At 43.3% G+C, this 17,452-nt stretch carries 19 protein-coding genes; 11 read left to right on the plus strand and 8 right to left on the minus strand.

Features of this window, described 5'->3' with window-relative positions:
* Nucleotides 1-2: 2 nt before the first annotated feature.
* Entirely contained in the window at nucleotides 3-311 is a 309-nt protein-coding gene (locus AB4160_RS11680) for a metalloregulator ArsR/SmtB family transcription factor (protein ID WP_076541734.1), read from the minus strand.
* Between the two features lie 172 nt (nucleotides 312-483).
* Here AB4160_RS11680 and hemG point away from each other — a divergent pair, with 172 nt between their 5' ends.
* Nucleotides 484-1,038, plus strand: coding sequence for a menaquinone-dependent protoporphyrinogen IX dehydrogenase (gene hemG, locus AB4160_RS11685; RefSeq protein ID WP_102436444.1), 555 nt, complete (start codon nucleotides 484-486; stop codon nucleotides 1,036-1,038).
* A gap of 48 nt (nucleotides 1,039-1,086) precedes the next feature.
* Here hemG and AB4160_RS11690 read toward each other — a convergent pair whose 3' ends face one another.
* From AB4160_RS11690 to def, 5 genes are read right to left on the minus strand one after another with little or no spacing between them, the layout of a single operon-like run.
* On the minus strand, nucleotides 1,087-2,529 hold the full coding sequence (locus AB4160_RS11690) for a TrkH family potassium uptake protein (RefSeq protein ID WP_303461187.1): 1,443 nt from the start codon (nucleotides 2,527-2,529) through the stop codon (nucleotides 1,087-1,089).
* Nucleotides 2,530-2,548: 19 nt separating this feature from the next.
* Complete coding sequence (trkA, locus tag AB4160_RS11695) at nucleotides 2,549-3,958, minus strand: Trk system potassium transporter TrkA (protein WP_076541730.1); 1,410 nt, start codon at nucleotides 3,956-3,958, stop codon at nucleotides 2,549-2,551.
* A gap of 29 nt (nucleotides 3,959-3,987) precedes the next feature.
* The gene (gene rsmB, locus AB4160_RS11700) at nucleotides 3,988-5,271 is read right to left on the minus strand and encodes a 16S rRNA (cytosine(967)-C(5))-methyltransferase RsmB (RefSeq protein ID WP_102475874.1); all 1,284 of its coding nucleotides are present in this window, start codon (nucleotides 5,269-5,271) and stop codon (nucleotides 3,988-3,990) included.
* Nucleotides 5,271-6,260, minus strand: coding sequence for a methionyl-tRNA formyltransferase (fmt, locus tag AB4160_RS11705; RefSeq protein WP_102475875.1), 990 nt, complete (start codon nucleotides 6,258-6,260; stop codon nucleotides 5,271-5,273). The genes rsmB and fmt overlap by 1 nt, the downstream gene beginning before the upstream one ends.
* Before the next feature lie 8 nt (nucleotides 6,261-6,268).
* On the minus strand, nucleotides 6,269-6,781 hold the full coding sequence (def, locus tag AB4160_RS11710; RefSeq protein WP_206747599.1) for a peptide deformylase: 513 nt from the start codon (nucleotides 6,779-6,781) through the stop codon (nucleotides 6,269-6,271).
* A gap of 135 nt (nucleotides 6,782-6,916) precedes the next feature.
* Between def and AB4160_RS11715 the strand changes: the two genes are divergently transcribed.
* The 6 genes from AB4160_RS11715 to hemF all read left to right on the plus strand — a co-directional run bounded on the left by AB4160_RS11715 (nucleotide 6,917) and on the right by hemF (nucleotide 11,909).
* The gene (locus tag AB4160_RS11715) at nucleotides 6,917-8,020 is read left to right on the plus strand and encodes a LysM peptidoglycan-binding domain-containing protein (protein ID WP_198589321.1); all 1,104 of its coding nucleotides are present in this window, start codon (nucleotides 6,917-6,919) and stop codon (nucleotides 8,018-8,020) included.
* Nucleotides 8,021-8,103: 83 nt separating this feature from the next.
* Nucleotides 8,104-9,117, plus strand: coding sequence for a DNA-processing protein DprA (gene dprA, locus AB4160_RS11720; RefSeq protein ID WP_102436454.1), 1,014 nt, complete (start codon nucleotides 8,104-8,106; stop codon nucleotides 9,115-9,117).
* A 2-nt stretch (nucleotides 9,118-9,119) separates the two neighbouring features.
* A complete protein-coding gene (locus AB4160_RS11725) occupies nucleotides 9,120-9,593 on the plus strand; it encodes a DUF494 family protein (RefSeq protein ID WP_076541718.1) in 474 nt (157 codons plus the stop codon).
* Nucleotides 9,594-9,725: 132 nt separating this feature from the next.
* Nucleotides 9,726-10,289, plus strand: coding sequence for a type I DNA topoisomerase (locus AB4160_RS11730; RefSeq protein ID WP_102436456.1), 564 nt, complete (start codon nucleotides 9,726-9,728; stop codon nucleotides 10,287-10,289).
* Nucleotides 10,290-10,382: 93 nt separating this feature from the next.
* Nucleotides 10,383-10,949 (plus strand): L-threonylcarbamoyladenylate synthase, encoded by a 567-nt coding sequence (locus tag AB4160_RS11735; protein ID WP_102436458.1) that lies wholly within the window; start codon nucleotides 10,383-10,385, stop codon nucleotides 10,947-10,949.
* 39 nt (nucleotides 10,950-10,988) lie between these two features.
* Nucleotides 10,989-11,909, plus strand: a complete 921-nt coding sequence (gene hemF, locus AB4160_RS11740) for an oxygen-dependent coproporphyrinogen oxidase (protein WP_102475877.1) — start codon at nucleotides 10,989-10,991, stop codon at nucleotides 11,907-11,909.
* Nucleotides 11,910-12,083: 174 nt separating this feature from the next.
* Here the strand turns inward: hemF and AB4160_RS11745 are convergent, their stop codons facing one another.
* Nucleotides 12,084-12,521 carry a group II truncated hemoglobin gene (locus AB4160_RS11745; protein ID WP_102436288.1) on the minus strand — a complete coding sequence of 146 codons (438 nt, stop codon included), beginning with the start codon at nucleotides 12,519-12,521 and terminating at the stop codon, nucleotides 12,084-12,086.
* Nucleotides 12,522-12,734: 213 nt separating this feature from the next.
* On the opposite strand from AB4160_RS11745, the gene AB4160_RS11750 reads away from it, so the two are divergent.
* The 4 genes from AB4160_RS11750 to AB4160_RS11765 are packed head-to-tail and all read left to right on the plus strand — an operon-like array spanning nucleotide 12,735 to nucleotide 16,578.
* Nucleotides 12,735-14,117, plus strand: a complete 1,383-nt coding sequence (locus AB4160_RS11750; protein WP_102531182.1) for an amidohydrolase — start codon at nucleotides 12,735-12,737, stop codon at nucleotides 14,115-14,117.
* Between the two features lie 11 nt (nucleotides 14,118-14,128).
* Entirely contained in the window at nucleotides 14,129-15,412 is a 1,284-nt protein-coding gene (locus AB4160_RS11755; protein ID WP_372004727.1) for an amidohydrolase family protein, read from the plus strand.
* A gap of 46 nt (nucleotides 15,413-15,458) precedes the next feature.
* Entirely contained in the window at nucleotides 15,459-16,274 is an 816-nt protein-coding gene (gene aroE / locus AB4160_RS11760; RefSeq protein WP_372004729.1) for a shikimate dehydrogenase, read from the plus strand.
* A gap of 25 nt (nucleotides 16,275-16,299) precedes the next feature.
* Nucleotides 16,300-16,578, plus strand: a complete 279-nt coding sequence (locus AB4160_RS11765; protein ID WP_102436280.1) for a DUF1488 domain-containing protein — start codon at nucleotides 16,300-16,302, stop codon at nucleotides 16,576-16,578.
* A 74-nt stretch (nucleotides 16,579-16,652) separates the two neighbouring features.
* Here the strand turns inward: AB4160_RS11765 and AB4160_RS11770 are convergent, their stop codons facing one another.
* Nucleotides 16,653-17,204: a gamma carbonic anhydrase family protein gene (locus AB4160_RS11770; RefSeq protein WP_102436278.1), complete on the minus strand. Its 552-nt coding sequence runs from the start codon at nucleotides 17,202-17,204 to the stop codon at nucleotides 16,653-16,655.
* Between the last annotated feature and the right edge of the window lie 248 nt (nucleotides 17,205-17,452).

Raw genomic sequence — 17,452 nt, forward strand, 5'->3', positions numbered from 1 at the left:
TATTAAGCTGCGCAATATAAACGATGCAAAATTGAGATAACTTCAGTCACTTCAGCATTTTTTAGGGTGTAATACACGTTCTGTGAGCTTTTACGAGTATTGACTAAATCTTGGGCTCGAATGACTGCAAGGTGTTGAGATAATGCTGATTGGCTTAATGGCACCGTTTCATTTAATTCAGTGACACTGCGTTCTTTTTCCAGCAGTAAACACAAAATCATCAATCGATAAGGATTAGCAATCGCTTTTAGCCATTTGGCTGCCATCTCGGCATTACCTAGCATCGACTCTACATCAATATTTTTAGACATTTATTTACCTATTACTGATTTAATACTCAGATTCATCATACTGCTGGCGAACTTAGATCTCAATTTTATCATCTAATTATATGAGACGTTTCTAATTTGTGATCAAAGAGCGCGATTATAATAGCCTTTTTTGTAACAATGGCTGCTTATTCAAGCAACAATCGGTGTTGAAATGGCAAAAACTTTAGTTATTTATTATTCAAGAGGTGGGCATACTGCACAAATTAGTCGTGCAATTGCAGAGCAGATTGTCCATAACGGTCATCAGTGTGATGTGGTCAATATTCTTGATAATAACCATGCTGACATTGATTGGGCAAGCTATGATGTTATTGCGTTAGGGGCTTGTGTTTTATATGGTTCTTATCATAAGTCGGTATTTGAATTTGTTAATCGTTACCAACAACAGCTGAGCAGCAAGCCCAATAGCTTTTTCTGTGTCAACGTTGTGGCACGTAAGCCTGAAAAACGCATTCCAGAAAATAATAAATACCTACAAAAGTTTATTGAGCTTTCACCTTGGCAGCCACAAGATGTCAAAATCATTGCAGGTAAAGTGAATTACCCATCGTGGACTTGGTATGACAGCTTGGCGATTCGCTTAATTATGAAAATGACTGACGGCCCGACTGATCCTAAGAGCGTGATTGATTACACTGATTGGGAAGATGTGAAAGTGTATGCCGATCATGTAGTCAGCCTTGGGGTTACAGCGGTCGCGAGCTAGCTCTTTGAGTTAGCTTGTTACGTTAGTACTTCAAGCTAGTGCGTCTAATTAGTACTTCCAAAATTTGGGGGCGAACAGTACCGCCACGGTAATGATTTCTAATCGCCCCAATAACATTCCAAAAGCCAGCGCCCATTTAGCGGTATCCGGTAAGCTGGCAAAATTACCCGCAGGCCCAATAACAGGCCCAAGACCTGGGCCGACATTAGTTACCGCAGTAATGGCGCCTGAAATACTGGTTACAGGATCTAAGCCTGTGAGCACCAAGGTCACCGCAAGTAATATAATCACAATCAAAAACAGCATGATAAAGGCCATAATTGAGCGAATAATATCATTATCAATGACGCGATGATTATAGCGCTTACTGACTACAGCTTGAGGATGGACTTGTTGAGTTAATTGCTGGAGCATGACTTTAAGTGAAATCTGAAAGCGAAATATTTTAATCCCACCAGAGGTCGAGCCGGAGCAGCTACCAGCAAACATCAGAAATAAAAAACTGATACTGGCAAAAGCGCCCCATGCCTGATAATCGGTTAAGCCATAGCCAGTCGTTGTAACCACTGAGATGACGTTAAACCCAGATAGGCGCATGGCGTCGAGCAGTGCCATATCTGATTTGAACCAAAGCCAAAAGCCAAGGGTTACCGACACCAAGATGATAAATTTTATAAAGCCTTTAACTTGTTCGTCATTCCATATCTTTAAGGTTTTTTGCTGAATGCTTTGTACAAACATCAGCAGCGGCAAGCCTCCTGCAGCCATAAACACAATTGCGACCCAATGGGCTGCTGGAGTAAAAGCTGACATTGAGCTATCAGACGTTGAATAGCCGCCAGTAGACAGTGTGGTCATGGCATGATTAATGGCTTCAAACCAATGCATCCCCGACAAGTGGTAGGCCAAGGCACATAACACGGTAAGCACAACATAGACCTCAAAAAGGTATTTGGCCATGTGTTGGGTCCGTGGAGTGGTTTTGTCGCTCCAGTCTGACGACTCGGTGCGAAACAGGCGCATACCACCGACATTGAGAAAAGGCAGAATGGCTACCGCCATGACAATAAAACCGATCCCACCAAGCCATTGTAATAGGGATCGCCAAATTAAAATGCTGTGGTCCATGTCGTCTAAGCCTGACAGCACAGTTGAGCCTGTGGTGGTGATGCCGGACATGGTTTCGAAAAAGGCGTCGGTATAGTTAATACCGTGGTAAAGGGTGAAAGGTAAGGCGGCAAATAAACTGACTACCAGCCAAGTCATGCTGGTGAGAAAAAACATATCGCGGATATTAAGGTTAACGTCGCTGCTGCGGCCAGCTTGAATACATAAAATCGCAACGAGGCCGCTAAACAAACCTGACATCATAAATGCGCCGATAGTTTCTTCATGATAAAACAGCGCAAAAGCCATTGGCACCAGCATGAAGCCAGTGAGAATAGATAAAAAAGCGCCAATGACAAACAGTAGCGGTTTTAAATTCAGCATAGTGCCATTATTGGTGACGCTAGAAGAAAAACGCGCTCGGTTGGAACAGCTTTTCTACATCGCCAATGAACTTTTTATTTACTAAAAATAGAATCACATGATCTCCTTCTTCAATGACGGTTTTATCATGACCCATAATCACTTCATCATTTCTAACGATAGCGCCAATGGTCGTTCCTGGGGGTAATTTTATGTCGCTGATTTGCTTGCCGACCACTTTTGAGGTGGAAGAACTGCCATGGGCAATGGCTTCGATAGCTTCAGCTGCGCCGCGACGTAATGAGTAAACATTACAAATATCGCCTTGGCGGATATGGGTCAGTAAGGCTGAAATGGTGGTTTGCTGCGGCGAAATTGCAATATCGATATTGGCTTCTTGGACAATATCCACATAGGCTTCACGTTGAATAAGCACCATGACTTTTTTGGCGCCCATTCGCTTAGCTAATAGCGCCGACATAATGTTAGCTTCGTCATCATTGGTGACAGCTATAAACACATCTGTTTGGTCAATGTGCTCTTCTTGCAGTAACTCTTGATCCGATGCATCACCGTTAAATACTGTGCAGTTTTCTAACCTTTCTGACAGGCTTTCTGCGCGCTCTAAACTGTGTTCAATGAGTTTGACTGAGTGCTTTTTTTGTAATCTTTTTGCAAGGCCATAACCAATATTACCACCACCGGCGATCATGATATTACGGTAAGAATTATCCAGCTTTTGCATTTCACTCATCACCGCTCGCACATGGCGGGTGTCGGCAACGAAAAACACTTCATCATCGGCTTCGATAATGGTGGTACCGCGGGGCATAATCGCTTTGCCTTTACGGAAAATAGCCGCGACCCGGGTATCAATATTCGGCATATGTTCACGCAGCGTTGCCAGCGCGTTACCCACTAATGGCCCACCATAATAAGCCTTAATGGCCACTAGGCTTAATTTGCCTTTAGCAAACTCGAGTACTTGCAGTGCGCCAGGGTATTGCACTAAACGTTCAATATAGGCGGTAACAAGTTGCTCTGGGGCAATCAATTCATCAATAACAAAGCCACCACGTAATTTGGTGTCACTGTTTTTAACTTCGGTATTGATGAACAATTTGTCGCGCTGCTCAAGGTAAGCTTCTGAGCGGATCCGGGCTATTTTGGTTGGGGTGCCAAATAAGCTGTATGCAATATGGCATGCAGCCATATTGCATTCATCACTATTGGTGACTGCAATTAGCATATCGGCATCTTCTGCGCCGGCCCTTTTTAAGGTGCTCGGGTGAGCACCATGGCCGATGACGGTTTGCAAATCGAATTTATCTTGTAAGTATTTAACTCTGGCGCGGTTATTATCCACTAAGGTGATGTCGTTATTTTCACCGACGAGGTTTTCAGCCAGTGTGCCGCCAACTTGGCCTGCGCCCAAAATAATAATTTTCATTGCTGTGCGGGTATCCCTACTAAACGAGCTTAAAGCGCTTTAACTAAACGTGCGTAGTAAAAGCCATCACAATTGTTTTGGCCTGGTAGCAATTGCCAACCAATATCATCAGCAGATGATTGTTGGGCGATTGGTACTAATGTCGCATCGCTTGTTCTTTGTAAAAATTGCTCTATTTGCTGGCTGTTTTCTTCTGGCAAAATTGAGCAAGTGGCATAAAGCATGGTGCCGCCGGGTTTCAGCCATTTCCAGCAATGATCAATGATTTGTTGTTGCAGTAAAGCCAGTTCATCAATATCACTGTTTTTACGTAGCCACTTAATGTCAGGGTGGCGACGAATGACACCGGTTGCAGAGCAAGGGGCATCTAATAAGATCCGGTCAAACTTTTCACCTTGCCACCAAGTATCAATATTGGCTGCATCACCATGAATAACTTGCGCTTTTAATTGTAATCTGTCCAGATTTTGTTGCACACGCTCTAAGCGTTTGTCATCAAAATCTACCGCGACTAGACTAATGTTTGGCGCAGTTTCTATTAGATGGCAGGTTTTTCCGCCGGGTGCAGCACAGGCATCAAGAACCAGTTCATTAGTTTCTGGTGCTAATAGCGTTGCTGCCCACTGCGCGGCCCCATCTTGTACTGAGGCTGAGCCTTCAGCAAAACCGGGTAATCGCATTACATCTGTTGGACTAGCAAGTAAAATCGCATCATCACTCGCACCGGCACTGGCTTCTACTTCTTGTTCAGCAAGTAGCGCTAAGTATTGCTCACGGGTTTGTGATAGCTGATTGTTGCGCAGCCACATTGGTGGGCGTTGATGGCTTTGCTCAATAACTTGTTGCCATTGATCTGGGTAGGCCGATTTTAGGCGTTTAATAAACCAAGCAGGAGTATTGTATTTCAGGGTGTCGTTGTCAGTATTTAGTGGTGCTTCTTTACGTTGAATATTACGAAGAACACCATTAACCACTTTAACTAAACCATCAAATTTCATTTGGCGGCAGGCTTCAGCGGTTTCTGAAATGGCCGCATGAGCAGGAATTCGAGTGAAGTAAAGCTGATAACAACCCACCAATAATAATTGGTGCAATATACGCTGCTTACCTTTAAAGGGTTTGCTTAAGCAGTCACTGACACATTTATCCAGTTGTGGCAGTTGACGCATTACGCCATAACAAAGTTCTGCTAATAGGGCTTTGTCTTTACCATTTTCGAGATGTTGTTGTTGATCTGGCAAGGCCACCGATAGTGAAATGCCTTTCTCAAGTACATTGAAAATGGCTTTGGCTGCGAGCGCTCTAACATTCATTATGGCTGTGCCTCATTGTCTTCTTTAGCGACTGGGTTAAAGTTTACCCCTGGGGCAAACCAGTCTGCGCGTGAGTTAAGAATATCTGCGACAGGCATTTGCTTTTTACCCGGTAATTGCATGACTTGTAGCTGCAAAGAGCCTTCGCCTGTAGCGACGGTGACACCTTGCTTATTGCTGTCTAGTACGGTACCAGGTGTGGCATTAGTGCCATTACTATCAACAGCATTATTGTAACTCGCTTGCCATACCTTGATGGTATTGCCTTGGTGGCTAAAATGACTAGCTGGCCAAGGGTTAAAGGCGCGAATTTCTTGCCATAATTGTTTCGCAGGCTTAGTCCAATCTATTTGAGCTTCTTCTTTAGATAACTTTTCAGCATAGTTAGCTAAAGATTCATCTTGTTGTTCAGCAACGAGGGTGCCTTTGCTTAAACCTTCAAGCGCTTCTATTAACGCTGGCGGTCCTTGTTCGGCTAATTTGCTATACAAGGTTGCAGAAGTGTCGGTGTCTTCAATTTTAAGCGACGTTTTAAGTAACATGTCACCAGTATCTAAACCGATATCCATTTGCATAATCGTGACGCCAGTTTCGCTGTCACCAGCCCAAAGCGCGCGCTGGATTGGCGCGGCGCCACGCCAGCGAGGCAATATAGAACCGTGTACATTAATACAACCCAGTTTTGGCGTATCTAATACTATCTTTGGCAGGATTAATCCGTATGCAACGACGACCATAATGTCAGCGTTTAAGGCAGCAAGCTCTGCTTGGGCATCCTCTTTGCGTAATGATGGCGGCTGATATACAGGGATATCGTTGGCAACAGCAAGCTGCTTTACCGGGCTTGCTTGCAGTTTTTTGCCACGGCCCGCAGGTCTATCTGGCTGCGAATACACCGCAATCACATTGTGGTCGGAATTAATAAGTGCCTGCAAATGTAAAGCGGCAAAGTCTGGCGTGCCAGCAAAGATAATATTTAACGGTTTCAAATGGAGTCCTATGCTTCTTTTGCTTCTAAACGGGCTTCTTTCTCAAGTTTAGTCTTGATACGGTCACGTTTCATTTTTGACAAGTAATCGACGAACAACTTGCCTTTTAAATGATCCATTTCGTGCTGTAGACAGATGGCAAATAGCTCATCCGCTTCAACCGTAAACTCTTTACCGTGACGATCTTGGGCTTTTAAGGTAACAAATTCAGCACGATCAACTTTAGCGTAAATGCCCGGAACCGAAAGACAGCCTTCTTCATTAGTGAACTCGCCGCTTTTGCTGACAATCTCAGGATTAATGAAAATGGTCGGACGCTCAACTTCATCCTGCAGGTCCATCACAATTAATTGTTGATGGAAATCTACCTGAGTAGCCGCAAGTCCAATGCCTTTTTCCTCGTACATTGTTTCAAGCATGTTATCTATTTGGGTTTGCAAAACCTCACCAAAATCGGTGACAGGCTTAGCAACTGTGCGTAATCTTTCATCTGGAAAACGTAAAACTTTTAATAATGGCATATATAAACTCTTAACAAGTCTGTCAAATTTCAGCCAGTTAGCTATACTGGCTTGGTTAATGGGTTAATTTTAATCCTTACTGACTATCAATAACAGCAAAAGCTCTAATAAAGAGCTAAACACATGGAATGAACCATGAAACGGATATTTTTACTCGCGTTTTTGACACTAAGTACCATAGCCTCAACCTTGGTTTTGGCTGATAAATTAACATTAAAGTCTGGTCACCCCGATTCATATATCGTTAAAAAAGGCGATACGCTGTGGGATATATCAGCCTTTTTCTTAGACGATCCTTGGCGTTGGCCTAAATTATGGGGCGCAAATCCACAGATTGCGAACCCGCATTTAATTTATCCTGGCGATCGACTCACCTTAGTGTTTATCGATGGGCAACCACGGTTAGTATTAAAGCAGCATATCAAAAAAGGCCCTGAAGGGCGCATTAGCGACAAAGGTGGTCCAATCCCTGCTATTGATTTATCACTGATCCAGCCTTATTTGGTGCAAAACCGAATCGTAGACCCAGAATGGCTTGATGGCTTGCCAATGATCCTTGCTGGTGAAAGTCCATCTCGTCATCATACAGTAGGAGATGTGGTTTATATTAATGCCAATTTACCTGTTGGTGAAAAGCTGGCGGTATACCAAGAAGGTAGAGAGTTTTTTGATAAAGAAAATAGCGAGTTACTAGGGCAAGAAATTATTTTGACTGCCAGTGGTCGAGTGATTGAATCTGGCGACATTTCAAAAGTACAATTACTGAGTAACTTACGCGAATCGAAAGCCGGTTTTAAAGTTGCACCGGTAGAAGATGAAGCGCTGATGTCAGCTTACTTTATTCCTAAAGCGGCGCCAGAGTCTGTGCCTGCTAACGTGTTAGCCATTGAGAAAGATATTCGTGAAGTTGGCAAGCTAGATATCGTTTATCTTGATAAAGGGGCTGTTGATGGTATCGACACCGGTCATGTGTTTGGTATTTATCGCAATGGTGAAACCATTGTCATCAATAGTGACGGCATGCCGGTATCAACCATTGATCGTAGTGCTTACGACAACTTAAAAGCCAAAATATCTGACGATAATGCTATTACCATGCCTGATATTTTCCATGGCAAGTTAATGGTGTTTAAAGTTTTCGAAAAGACCAGTATGGCGATTATTATTGCCAATGAACGTCCTGTGCGAGTTGACGATAAGTTAGTCACCCCTAAGACGACTGAGTTAAAAGGCGAGTAATCGATAATAAACTGGTCGACTGGCTAGTTGTTTGTGCAGTATCCGGGCTAGGACCCGCCCGGATTCAACAATTATTAACTCAAATGGATGTTGAGGAATTACGGCAACGTTTAGAGTTTGAAAAGCAGTCTTTGCCATTATCGGCAAAGCTGCTGTCTCAATGCCAAATTGATTTTGATAAAGTTGATTTGGCCATTGAGTGGCTTAATCTATCCCCGCAACATCACATTGTTACTTTGTCAGACCCTGACTATCCCGCATTACTGCAACAAATATCAGATCCTCCCGGAGTGTTATTTATTAAAGGCCAACTCGAAGCCTTGCTACGACCTTCAATTGGCATGGTGGGGAGTCGCAATGCATCCGTTGGTGGTTTGAATATGGCAAAGGCGTTAGCCACAGAGATGGTTCAGATGGGCTTTTCAATAACCAGCGGTATGGCGGCTGGGATTGATGGTGCAGCCCATAAAGGAGCAGTAGACAGTAATGGCGTAACCCTTGCGGTATTAGGTACTGGTGTTGAATGTATTTACCCTAAACGCCATAGCAATTTGTATCACCAAATCCAGCATCAAGGTTGTGTACTGAGTGAGTTTTGGCCGCAGGTTGGCCCCTATGCAGGTAACTTTCCTCGGCGAAATCGCATTATTAGTGGTTTATCACTGGGCACGATTGTTGTGGAGGCAACGCGCAAAAGTGGCTCGTTGATCAGTGCGCGCTTGGCGATGGAGCAAAATCGAGAAGTGTTTGCAGTGCCCGGCTCGGTGCTCGGTGGCTATAACCAAGGTTGCCATGACTTGTTAAAAAATGGCGCTAAATTGGTAGAATGTGCAACAGATGTTGTTGAAGAATTGTCCGCATTGACGCAGTTTCACCTTGAAAATGTCGCTAATCGTCACCATATAGCAGATAATACAACAAATTTGCCATTTTCTGCGCTGTTAGCTAGTGTAGGTTATGAGGCTACTAGTTTAGATGCAGTAGTCGAGCATAGTGGAAAGTCGATAGATCTGGTGTTAGTTGAAATGCTTGAACTTGAATTACAGGGCCAGGTGGCACAAGTGCCTGGTGGTTACGTCAGATTAGAGAGGAGATAACCATGTTTGATATCCTCATGTACCTTTTTGAAAACTATGTTCATAGCGAAGTAGAGCTATTAGTTGACGAAGATGAGCTTACCAAAGAGTTAACCCGAGCAGGTTTTCATCAAGCAGATATTTTGAAAGCCCTGTCTTGGCTAGAAAGATTGGCTGATTTACAAGAAGGTGATAAACCTTACTTGTGCAATCATGCCCAGCAGTCATTCCGTATTTATACCAAAGATGAAATGGATAAATTGGATGTTGAGTGCCGTGGGTTTTTATTGTTTCTTGAACAAATCCAAGTGCTCAGTGTTGAAACCCGTGAAATGGTCATCGAACGGGTGATGGCGCTAGATGAAACCACCCTAATCTTGGAAGATTTAAAGTGGGTGGTGTTGATGGTGTTATTTAATGTACCAGGCAACGAGTCTGCTTATGAGCAAATGGAAGATCTTATTTTTGAACAGCCTGATGGGCGGTTACATTCTTAAGTCTTTAAACCTATTGTCATGAGTTAACTAAATAAGGAGGCTAGGCCTCCTTTTTTGATCGTCAGCTTGGCTATTTTGTCATCCCTGTGTAACCTGAATAGGGTGACACCTTTATGTAATATTGAGAGTAAAATGTCTAAAATCGATCAGCAATTGTTTACTGTGCACGAGCATGCTTTGGAGAAAGAGTTTGAACTCTGCCCAAAGTGTGGCTGTGAGTTGTCAGTTAAAAATAGTAAACATGGTGGATTCATAGGCTGTAATAATTATCCTACTTGTGACTTTACGCGGCCTCTAGTTCAACATGAGTCCATTGAAACTCAAGTGATAGAAGGCTCTGAATGCCCAGAGTGTGGCAATGAGCTGGCAGTTAAGTCTGGCCGTTTTGGTATTTTTATTGGCTGTACTCACTATCCTGAATGTACTCACATTGAAAAACACGATCACGATGAAAATGCAGAGGTTATCAACTGCCCCCATTGTAAAAAAGGCCATTTAGAATCTCGTACCAGTCGCTTTGGTAAAACCTTTTTTGCCTGTAATACTTACCCTAAATGTAAGTACTTAGTGAATTTTCCGCCCCATAATGAATCTTGCCCTGAATGTAATTTTGGTATTTTAGTTGAGCGTAAGGGCGCAGCTGGAAGCCGTTTAGAATGCCCGCAGAAATCATGTAAATATAAGCGTCCAATATAACTTTTTTGACTCTATTCGCCTTATATCAGTATTTGTTCATATCCTTATTGTCTGTATAATTTATCGATAATTTATAAGATTAAAGGGTATTTCATGCAATTGTTGCATCCAACAGATGTTACTGAAGTGTTTGAGCAAGGAGAGGTGTTTGCTTATCCCACTGAAGCCGTTTATGGCCTTGGCTGCGATCCTGATAACCTATCAGCTATTCAAAAGTTACTTGAAATCAAACAACGTCCTTGGCAAAAGGGCGTTATCCTAGTTGCCAGCGACTATAAACAACTGCAGCCCTATATTGATGAATCACAACTCACAGAGGCACAACTTGCCTTTGCCTTTAGTAAGTGGCCAGGGCCTTTTACCTTTGTGATGCCAATTAAGTCAGAGGTTAGCCAATTATTATGTGGCGAGTTTGATTCCATTGCGGTGCGAGTTTCGGCTCATCCAGTGGTAAAAGCATTATGTGACGCCACTAATAAAGCCATTGTTTCAACTAGTGCTAATTTAGCCGGTCATGCGCCCGCACTGACCATAGCAGAAATTCAAGATACTTTTTCCACTACTGTTGCGGCTGTGATAACTGGTGATCTTGGTGCTCAGCGCCAGCCTTCAACCATTATCGATGCTCGTAGCGGCAAAATATTACGTAACGGACAGTAATTTAATAAAAATAATCGAATAAACAATAAGGAATTTGATATGGCAATGCCTGATGCCGCAGTCGTAAAGCAGTACCTGTTATCCCTACAAGCCAATATCTGTGCTGGTTTAGAAGCATTAGATGGAAAGGCCAGCTTTCAAGCGGAATCGTGGGAGCGCGCCGAAGGTGGTGGTGGCACCAGCAAGGTGATGACCGCAGGCCATGTATTTGAACAAGCTGGTGTTAACTTCTCCCATGTGATGGGCGCAGCAATGCCGGCATCAGCCACCGCGCATCGTCCAGAGCTAGCTGGACGTAGCTTTGAAGCTATGGGCGTGTCATTGGTTATCCATCCTAAAAATCCTTTTATTCCTACAACTCATGCGAATGTGCGCTTTTTTATTGCCCATAAAGATGGCGCTGATCCCGTATGGTGGTTTGGTGGCGGGTTTGATTTAACTCCTTACTATCCATTTGAAGAAGATGTGGTTTCATGGCATCAAACCTCGGCAGATATTTGCGCCCCATTTGGTGATGAGGTTTATCCCAAATATAAAAAGTGGTGTGATGAATACTTCTTTTTGCCTCATCGTAATGAAACCCGTGGGGTCGGTGGATTATTCTTTGATGATCTCAATGAGCCTGGTTTTGATAAGAGTTTTGAGTTTATGCAAGCCGTGGGTAATGGTTTCTTAACGGCTTATTCGCCGATTGTTGAGCGTAATAAAGATCTTGAATATAACGATGATGAGCGCCAGTTCCAACTGTACCGTCGAGGCCGTTATGTTGAGTTTAATTTGGTTTATGACCGTGGCACTTTATTTGGCTTACAAACCGGTGGTCGCACTGAGTCTATTTTGATGTCTATGCCGCCCTTGGTTCGCTGGGAGTATGGCTTTACCCCAGAAGAAGGCTCCCAAGAGGCGGAGCTATACGAGCGCTACCTTAAACCACAAGATTGGTTGAAGCTGGAAAGCTAGCTTTAAATGAGTCGGTATAATTTAGTCGACAGATTGGTGGGGCGGAATCGATTCTAATGTCTATGCTTCATCATTAGTTCGCTGGGAATATGGCTTTACCCCAGAAGAAGGCTCCCAAGAGGCGGAGCTATACGAGCGCTACCTTAAACCACAAGATTGGTTGAAGCTCGAAAGCTAATCTTTATTACGCATATTATTGGCAAGCTGCGAAATGGCCTGAAATATCACTTGTTGATGTTCAGGCTTTTTTATTGCCTCAGCAATGGCTTGCTCCATACAGGTTAACCATTGATCAACCATCGTTTGGTCAATATCAAACGGCATATGCCGTGCCCGTAATGCCGGGTGGCCATACTTTTGCTGATAAAGCTGTGGGCCACCTAACCAGCCACTTAAAAACTCAAATAACTTTTGTTGTGAATCTTTAATTGGAGCGCGATGAATAGCTAGTAGCGGCTGTGTGTCTTCACGGCTTTGCATCTGCTGGTAAAAGTTTTGGGCAATTAAGCGAATGGTCTTCTCGCCACCAATTAAATCATAGGCATTGGACTGATTTGGATCTCGGTCATCAGGTTGCGCCTTATTGCTAAAAAGTTTTTTTAACCAATTCATGGTATCGACACTGAGTACAAGTAATGAAAGTGGCTTGATTATAACGATTAATCCCGTTTATATCTCTCGCTTTACTAAGCCATAAACATATTTTGTTAATGTTTTGCTAAATTTATCTGTTGTGATGTCAGATACTTATCGGATAACTTAGGCGTTCTAATAACAATAATAACAATAATAACAATAATAACAATAATAACGAGGACCGAGATCATGGCCAAGATGGCACCAAGATTAATTGTAATTGCGATTTCAACAGCCCTGCTTGGCTGTAACTCAGCCCAGCAAGACCCTAAAGTTAGTATTAATAAAAACCCCTACCCAAGTACTTACCAAGTGATGCCAAGAACATCGACCTTGCTGATTAACGCTACTGTGCTAACAGGTACAGGTGAAAGAATCGACGGCGCTGATGTCCTAATGATGGATGGCAAAATTAATGCGGTTGGCAGGCAATTAAGTCAAGACAATGTCACTGTGATTGATGCTAGCGGTAAATGGATAACCCCAGGTATTGTAGATGTTCACTCACACCTTGGCGTGTATCCAAGCCCTAGCGCAGATGCCCATGGCGATGGCAACGAAGTGACCTCTCCCAATACCGCTGAAGTGTGGGCAGAGCATAGCGTATGGCCGCAAGATCCGGGGTTTAATCGTGCCCGTGAAGGTGGTATCACCACTTTACAAATCTTACCTGGCTCTGCCAATTTAATTGGTGGTCGCGGGGTGACCTTAAAAAACATCCCAGCAACCACCATGCAAGGCATGAAGTTCCCCCAAGCCCCTTATGGATTGAAAATGGCCTGTGGTGAAAACCCTAAAGGTGCCTATGGCAGAAAGCGTAAAGAAGCGCCCATGACCCGAATGGGTAATATGGCGGGTTATCGTCAAGCTTTCATTGAGGCCACTGAGTACAAGCGAGCTTGGGATAAATATGATGCGGATTATGCTGCTGGTTTAAACCCATCAGCGCCAGAGCGAGATCTTACCAAAGACACTTTACGCGGCGTGTTAGAGGGTGACATTTTAATTCATAACCATTGTTATAAAGCGGAAGAAATGGCGATGATGGTGGATTTAGGCAAAGAGTTTAACTATCACTCCGGTACATTCCACCATGCAATCGAAGGTTATAAAATAGCTGAGTTGTTAGCTGAAAATGGTAACTGCGCCGCAATGTGGCCTGATTGGTGGGGCTTTAAAATGGAAGCCTATGACATGGTGGTTGAAAATGCAGCCATCGTAGATGCGGTTAACAACTCCTGCGCTGTGGTGCATTCCGACTCTAGCGTGACCATTCAGCGCCTTAACCAAGAAACCGCCAAAATTATGCATAGTGCTAATCAAAACGGTTTTGATCTAAAAGAAGAACACGTTATTGGTTGGATCACCTCGAATGCGGCCAAGTCATTAGGTATTGCAGATAAAACCGGTTCCCTTGAAGTGGGTAAAAACGCCGATGTGGTAATTTGGAATAGCAATCCATTTAGTGTGTATGCCAAAGCTGAGCAAGTGTTTATCGATGGCGCCAAAGTGTTTGATCATCAAGACGATGCTTACCGCGCTAAAAGTGATTTCATGCTAGGTCAACAATAAGGAGCAATACAATGAAAAAGTTTAACCAATCACTGGTCGTTGGCGCTATGCTCGCGAGTTTGACCCCAATCATCGCGTCTGCTGCAACCACGGCAATTACTAATGTTAAGGTATATACCTCAACTGAACAGGGCGTACTTGATAGTGCTACGGTTGTCATTGAAGATGGCCACATCATCGCTGTAAATGCCAAGCAATCAAATGACTCAGCAGTTATTGCGGATAATATTATTGATGCAAAAGGCAGTGTATTAACCCCAGGCTTTATTGGCTCAATGAACTACTTAGGTTTGGTGGAAATCGGTCAAGAAAAAATAACCCGTGATGTTAATGCTAAAGACGCTGATATCAGCTTCGACCCAAGCTTAGCCTTTAACCCTAAAAGTAGCGCAATTGCCTTTGCCCGCAAAGGCGGCATTAGCCGCAATATCGTGGTACCAGGTGGTGGAGAATCAATTTTTTCAGGCCAAGCTATTGAAGTCGAGCTAACAGGACACTGGGATAGTGTGGTCGCAACTGAAAAAGCCGTATTGGTGCAGTTAGGCGCAGTGCATGAAGGCTCACGTATTATCGGTATGCAACAACTGATTAATAAACTTGAAGCAAGACAAACAGCTTTAGCTGCGGATAAACAAGCTGATGCTAAAAAAGCCGATGCTAAAAAAGCCGATGCGACAAAACCGCCAAGCAAAGAAGAGTTACTACTCAATGCTGTACTTGCAGGTGATATCACTATGGTGGTTGATGTCGACAGAGCCAGTGACATCTTGCAACTAATTAACTTAAAAGCTCGCTTTAACCTCGATTTGGTATTACTTAAAGCTGCCGATGCTATTGTGGTTGCAGAGCAATTGGCCGCCGCAAACATACCTGTGGTGATGGACGCGATGCGCAATTTACCTGAAAGTTTTGACTCTTTACATAATTCACTGGATAACGCCGGAAAATTAAGTAAAGCTGGGGTCAAAGTGATACTGGCGACACCGGGTGATGCCCATGGCATTTATGGTTTACGTTACGCAGCAGGTAATGCGGTTGCCAATGGCATGGATTATAATCAAGCCATGGCGTCAATAACCGCTAATGTTGCTGATATCTTCCATCTAGATGCTGGTCGCATTGCCACAGGAAAACCTGCAGATATGGTGCTTTGGAGCGGTGATCCATTTGAGTACAATAGTGCGATTCAAACAATGTGGATTAACGGTGAAGTGCAAAACATGCAAAGTCGCCAAGATGAGCTACGCGACCGCTATATTCAGAAGTCGACTATGCCACAAGCTTATACTCAATAAGCCATGCTCATAAGTTGAATTAATAATTAGGGAATAGAGAAAGTTAATGACCGATAAGTATGCAGTATTTGGCAATCCAATTGCACAAAGTAAATCGCCATTCATTCATACTGAGTTTGCGCGTCAAACTGGACAGGACATTAGCTATCAAGCAATTCTTGCACCTGTGGATCAGTTTTCTCAGTCCCTAATGGCTTTTTTCAATGACGGTGGCAAAGGCGCCAATGTAACCGCGCCTTTTAAAGAGCAAGCTTATGCCATATGTGATGAGTTAAGTGATCTTGCAAAACTGGCAGGAGCCGTGAATACCCTTATCTATTTAACTGATGGACGCATTCGTGGTGACAATACCGATGGTATTGGCTTAGTAAACGATGTCATGCAGCACGTTGGTGCTTTAAAGGGTAAACGCGTATTGTTAATCGGAGCGGGTGGCGCAGCACGGGGTTGCCTTAAACCATTACTAGAATCACAGGCTCAAGTAACCATATGTAATCGCACCTATGCTAAAGCGCAAACCTTGCAAGCTATTTTCGCTGAGTATGGACGTGTGCAGGCAACTCCCATCGATGAGCTCAATAACAGCTTTGATATTGTGATTAATTCGACTTCAGCCGGATTAGCTGGTGAGTTGATTAAATTACCTGAACAGATCATAGCAAGTCACACCAACTGCTATGACATGTCATATGGTGCTGAGACTACCTTATTTAACCAATGGGCATTAGCAAACGGCGCGCAATCCGTTGCCGATGGTTTGGGAATGCTGGTGGGACAAGCTGCACAAAGCTTTTATATTTGGCGCGGTGTTAAACCGGCTACTCAGGCTATTCATCAAACGCTAAGAGCACAACTTAAATAAACCAATAAAACACCGAGTACTCAAGATGAACCAAAGTGTAATATTTACCGATCTCGTTGAATGGAATACTCAACAACAAACAATGCTGTTTAGTGCTCAAGTGCAAGGCATGAATATCAATTGCATTGTTAGCAAGGAAAAGTTGTTACAGCTAATAAGCAGTGAACAAACTGCAGCTGAACAACCTATGCAAGCAGAACAGGCATTAGCAATATTCGAACGAGTACGTTTTGATCTAGAAGATATAGCCGAAGAGATGATAGAAGCAGAAGAATTTGATCCGCAGGGAAACATTACTATATAAGAGCCTTATCGCTTTACACAATTAATTATAGCCCTACTAGCTATTTCTATCATAATAGTAGGGCACAATTATAATTATCTTGTAGTCTGCAGATCTACTAAGTATTCATTTTTCAATCTGACATAGTTATCAGCTGATTGTGGTAAGAAAGCTATTTCATTATCAGTTAAGGGGCGAACCTGTTTACAAGGGCTTCCTACATAAAGAAAACCACTTTGCAGTACTTTCCCTGGTGGCACTAAAGAACCTGCGCCGATAATCACATCATCCTCAACAATCGCGCCATCCAATAAAATGGCTCCCATGCCAACCAAGACCCGATTACCAACCGTGCAACCGTGCAGCATAGCTTTATGACCAATAGTGACATCATCACCAATGATCAGCGGATTACCCTCAGGCTTTGATGGAGACTTGCGGGTCACATGAAGAACTGAACCATCCTGCACATTACTGCGCTTGCCAATACGAATAATGTTCACGTCACCACGGGCAGCGACCATAGGCCAAATACTCGCATCATGGTCTAGGGCGATATCACCCACTAAAACAGCTGTACTATCTACATAGACATTATCTGCCAATTGAGGATGAATACCTTGATAACAACGAATAGAGCTAAACATATAAAATCCCTGATTTGTTTAATTGCACCCAGTATAAAGCCAAAAAGTCGCTGTTGGGGGCTAAAAATGCATAAAAACTAGCTGATTAGTTTAAAATCCCAGCAAGCAAACAGGTAAAGGCATTTTTATGCATAAAAGCCCTTGCGCTAAATCTTAACTTGCCTATAATGCGCATCCACTGACACGGCGACAGGCCAATAGCCTCAAGGTGTTAGCGTTAATTAAGACGCTTTTAAAGCTTCATAATT

The sequence above is a fragment of the Shewanella sp. 10N.286.51.B8 genome, assembly GCF_041469325.1.
Lineage (GTDB): Bacteria > Pseudomonadota > Gammaproteobacteria > Enterobacterales > Shewanellaceae > Shewanella.

Coding starts and splice junctions, on each gene's coding strand:
- AB4160_RS11755 (WP_372004727.1), top strand. CDS start 14,129: ATGAAAAAGTTTAACCAATCACTGGTCGTTGGCGCTATGCTCGCGAGT.
- def (WP_206747599.1), bottom strand. CDS start 6,781: ATGCCATTATTAAAAGTTTTACGTTTTCCAGATGAAAGATTACGCACA.
- aroE (WP_372004729.1), top strand. CDS start 15,459: ATGACCGATAAGTATGCAGTATTTGGCAATCCAATTGCACAAAGTAAA.
- AB4160_RS11745 (WP_102436288.1), bottom strand. CDS start 12,521: ATGAATTGGTTAAAAAAACTTTTTAGCAATAAGGCGCAACCTGATGAC.
- rsmB (WP_102475874.1), bottom strand. CDS start 5,271: ATGAATGTTAGAGCGCTCGCAGCCAAAGCCATTTTCAATGTACTTGAG.
- hemF (WP_102475877.1), top strand. CDS start 10,989: ATGGCAATGCCTGATGCCGCAGTCGTAAAGCAGTACCTGTTATCCCTA.
- AB4160_RS11730 (WP_102436456.1), top strand. CDS start 9,726: ATGTCTAAAATCGATCAGCAATTGTTTACTGTGCACGAGCATGCTTTG.
- hemG (WP_102436444.1), top strand. CDS start 484: ATGGCAAAAACTTTAGTTATTTATTATTCAAGAGGTGGGCATACTGCA.
- AB4160_RS11690 (WP_303461187.1), bottom strand. CDS start 2,529: ATGCTGAATTTAAAACCGCTACTGTTTGTCATTGGCGCTTTTTTATCT.
- AB4160_RS11750 (WP_102531182.1), top strand. CDS start 12,735: ATGGCCAAGATGGCACCAAGATTAATTGTAATTGCGATTTCAACAGCC.
- AB4160_RS11725 (WP_076541718.1), top strand. CDS start 9,120: ATGTTTGATATCCTCATGTACCTTTTTGAAAACTATGTTCATAGCGAA.
- AB4160_RS11680 (WP_076541734.1), bottom strand. CDS start 311: ATGTCTAAAAATATTGATGTAGAGTCGATGCTAGGTAATGCCGAGATG.
- AB4160_RS11765 (WP_102436280.1), top strand. CDS start 16,300: ATGAACCAAAGTGTAATATTTACCGATCTCGTTGAATGGAATACTCAA.
- AB4160_RS11770 (WP_102436278.1), bottom strand. CDS start 17,204: ATGTTTAGCTCTATTCGTTGTTATCAAGGTATTCATCCTCAATTGGCA.
- dprA (WP_102436454.1), top strand. CDS start 8,104: ATGGATGTTGAGGAATTACGGCAACGTTTAGAGTTTGAAAAGCAGTCT.
- AB4160_RS11715 (WP_198589321.1), top strand. CDS start 6,917: ATGAAACGGATATTTTTACTCGCGTTTTTGACACTAAGTACCATAGCC.
- trkA (WP_076541730.1), bottom strand. CDS start 3,958: ATGAAAATTATTATTTTGGGCGCAGGCCAAGTTGGCGGCACACTGGCT.
- AB4160_RS11735 (WP_102436458.1), top strand. CDS start 10,383: ATGCAATTGTTGCATCCAACAGATGTTACTGAAGTGTTTGAGCAAGGA.